This window comes from Streptomyces sp. SID1328 (assembly GCF_009865595.1).
Taxonomy (GTDB): Bacteria; Actinomycetota; Actinomycetes; order Streptomycetales; family Streptomycetaceae; genus Streptomyces; species Streptomyces griseoluteus.
Window position 1 is genome coordinate 1 of the sequence record NZ_WWKH01001060.1, and the last position, 3,085, is coordinate 3,085.

The window sequence follows — 3,085 nt, forward strand, 5'->3', positions numbered from 1 at the left end:
GCAGTCGGTGGCGGAGGGCAGCGAGCCGGTGCCGGGGACGGGCAGGAAGCCGATCTCGCCGGTACCGCCGGAGGCACCCCGGCGGAGCCGGCCGTCGAGGACGACGGCGGCGCCCACCCCGTGCCCGAGCCACAGCAGCACGAAGGTCTCCCGGTCACGGGCTGCGCCCTCGCGCTGCTCGGCGAGGGCGGCGAGGTTGGTCTCGTTCTCGACGGTGACCCGCGCCTTCGGCAACCGCCGCTGGAGCGCGGCGACCAGACTGCGGTGCCACGCGGGCAGCCCGCTGGAGTCGCGCAGGTCACCCGTGGCGGGGTCGACCAGACCGGGCGCGCCGATGCCGACGGTGTGCAGGCCGGCCCAGGCGTCCGGGCCGGCCTTCCGTGCCGCCTCCTCCACGGCCGCGACCGCCTGCTCGACGGCGGGTCCGGTGCCGCTCCCCGCGTCGATGGGCACGGCCACCTCCGCGAGCACCCGCCCGACCAGGTCGGAGACGAGCACCAGGACTCCCCCGGTGCGGACGTCGAGGGCAGCCAGGTGGGCGCGGTCGGCGGCGATGCCGTACAGCCGGGCGTTGGGACCGCGGCGCTGCTCCCCCGACTCCCCCACCACCCGGATCAGGCCGGAGACGGTGAGGCGTTCGACGAGGTCGCTCACGGTGGGCCGGGACAGTCCGGTGAGCTGCTTGAGCTGTCCCGCCGTCAGCGGGCCCTCCTGCTGCAGCAGCCGCAGGGCGAGCCGGTCGTTGATGGCCCGTGCGGTGCTCGGTGATGCGGGCATGACGGGAATCCTCCCAGAAGCGGGCTGCCGGAAGCACTCTATCTATCAGGCAGGGTCCCTGATAGTTTGCGCGGGTGCCGATGGCGGTACAGCGGGCGACTCCCTGGGGAGGGACGTGAAGATGGATGACGTGAGCCGGCCGGCCGGGGAGGTCAGGCGCGCCCGGTACGCCGTGGCGGCCGTGTTCGCCGTGCACGGCGCGGTGACGGGTTCCTTCGCCACCCGCGTGCCCTGGATCCAGGATCACGCCGGGCTGAGCGCGGGCCAGCTCGGGTTCGCCCTGGCCTTCACCGCGCTCGGGGCCTCCTGTGCGATGCCGCTGGCGGGCCGGATCAGCCACCGCTTCGGCAGCCGTACGGCGCTGCGGGGGCTGCTCGCGCTGTGGACGCTCTCCCTGGTGCTGCCCTCGCTGGCGCCGAACCTGCTCACGCTGTGCCTGGGGATGTTCGCCTACGGCGCGGCCTCCGGCATGGCGGACGTGGTGATGAACGCGCTCGGCGTGGAGATCGAGCGGCTGCTCGGCAAGTCGATCATGTCGGGGCTGCACGGCATGTGGAGCACGGGCGCGCTGATCGGCTCGGCCGCGGGCACGCTGGCCGCGCATCTCGGCTCGGACGCCCGGCTGCACCATCTGCTGGCCGCCGCCGTGCTCACCCTGCTGGGCCAGGTGGCCTGCGCCTGGGTGCTGGACGTACAGCCCGCCGAGGACGAGGAGCCGCCGCCGAGGTTCGCGCTGCCGCCCCGCTCGGCCCTGCTGATCGGTGCGGTCGGCTTCTGCGCGGTGTTCGCGGAGGGGGCGAGCCTGGACTGGTCCGCGGTGTTCCTGCGGGACCGGCTGGACGGCTCGCCGGGTCTCGCCGCGGCGACCACGACCGGTTTCATGCTGACCATGGCCGTCGCCCGGATCGCCGGGGACGCGGTGGTGAACCGCTTCGGCGCGGTGCGCACGGTCCGGGCGGGCGGCCTGCTCGCCGGGGTGGGCGGCCTGCTGGTGGTCCTCGCGGACCGGCCCCCGCTGGCCATGACCGGCTTCGCGCTGATGGGGCTCGGCATCGCGGTGGTCGTCCCGCTGTGCTTCGCGGCGGCGGGGCACTCGGGGCCCAACCCGAGTCAGGCCATCGCGGGCGTGGCCACGATCACCTACACCTCGGGGCTGATCGCGCCGAGCCTGATCGGCGGGGTGGCGCAGGCGACCAGCCTGACCGTGTCGTTCGTCGTGGTGACCGTGCTGGCCTGCGCCCTGGCCGCGTTCGCGGGCGTGCTGCGCACCGCCGAGCGCGGGGGCGGCGGCGAGGTCAGCCGGCAGGCCGCAGCAGTTCCCGGCCCGCCTGCCTGAACCCCTCGCTCCAGGGCGCGGGCCGCAGCGTGTCCGCGTCCAGCCGGACCAGGACACGGGTGCCGCGCGCGTAGGTGGTGGCGCCGTCGGCCGAGCAGAGCCGGAAGCCGTAGGTGAGGCCGGTGGTGCCGAGCCGCTCCAGCCAGAGGTGGACGGCGTAGGTGCCGGGGCGAGTGACGGGCGCCTCATAACCGATGACGAGTTCGCGGACCGCGTTGCAGGCGTCGCCGGCCGCCGCCCAGTCGCCGTCGAAGCGGACCCCGCGGGCGTTCCACAGCTCGGTCCAGGCGCGCTCGACCAGCAGCGGGTAGCGGGCGTTGTGCAGCAGCCCGAGCGCGTCCAGGTCGTCGAAGTGCACGGCTACGGGGACGAGTTGGCCGTACGGGACGGTGGGGGCGGTCGGGGCTTCGGCGGTCACGGGCGGGGCTCCTGAGCGTGTCGGGCGGGGCGGCGCAACGCCCCCGGACCCGACCATACTAAGCGACCGCTCAGGACCTCCCGGAGGGAACTCCCCTGGTCAGGCCGGGGTCCCCGGACACCCGTTCCCGGCGTGCGGGAGGCACCACGGGCGCGAAGCGCACCTCCGTACCCCTGACAATGGTGCGGACCGTCTTCAGTACAGAGAAAGCGAAACCCCACCATGGACCTCGGCGTGCGCTGGAAGCTGCACGGGGATGGGAAGTCACCCGCACCCGGAGCAGTGGTACGCCCCGACGAACGGCTGACCTGGCCGCGCACGGTGGGCCTGGGCGCCCAGCACGTCGTGGCGATGTTCGGCGCCTCCTTCGTCGCCCCCGTGCTCATGGGCCTGGACCCCAACCTGGCGATCATGATGTCGGGTGTGGCGACGGTGATCTTCCTGCTCGCCACGCGCGGCCGGGTCCCCAGCTACCTGGGCTGCTCGCTGTCCTTCGTGGGCGTCGCCGCGGTGATCCGCGCGGACGGCGGCAGCAGCGCGACCGTGACCGGCGC

Annotated in this window: 4 protein-coding genes; 2 read left to right on the forward strand and 2 right to left on the reverse strand. The window is 74.3% G+C overall.

The features are described 5' to 3' along the window. A partial coding sequence (locus tag GT030_RS34115; protein WP_161204375.1) for an ROK family transcriptional regulator occupies window positions 1-777 on the reverse strand: 777 nt, incomplete at its 3' end. Between the two features lie 121 nt (window positions 778-898). On the opposite strand from GT030_RS34115, the gene GT030_RS34120 reads away from it, so the two are divergent. After that, on the forward strand, window positions 899-2,113 hold the full coding sequence (locus GT030_RS34120) for an MFS transporter (RefSeq protein WP_161204376.1): 1,215 nt from the start codon (window positions 899-901) through the stop codon (window positions 2,111-2,113). On the opposite strand, the gene GT030_RS34125 is transcribed toward GT030_RS34120, so the two are convergent. Further along, the gene (locus GT030_RS34125) at window positions 2,073-2,531 is read right to left on the reverse strand and encodes an acyl-CoA thioesterase (RefSeq protein WP_161204377.1); all 459 of its coding nucleotides are present in this window, start codon (window positions 2,529-2,531) and stop codon (window positions 2,073-2,075) included. The genes GT030_RS34120 and GT030_RS34125 overlap by 41 nt on opposite strands. A gap of 222 nt (window positions 2,532-2,753) precedes the next feature. Between GT030_RS34125 and GT030_RS34130 the strand changes: the two genes are divergently transcribed. Next, window positions 2,754-3,085: solute carrier family 23 protein (locus GT030_RS34130; protein ID WP_272920744.1), on the forward strand; the 332-nt coding region annotated here is incomplete at its 3' end.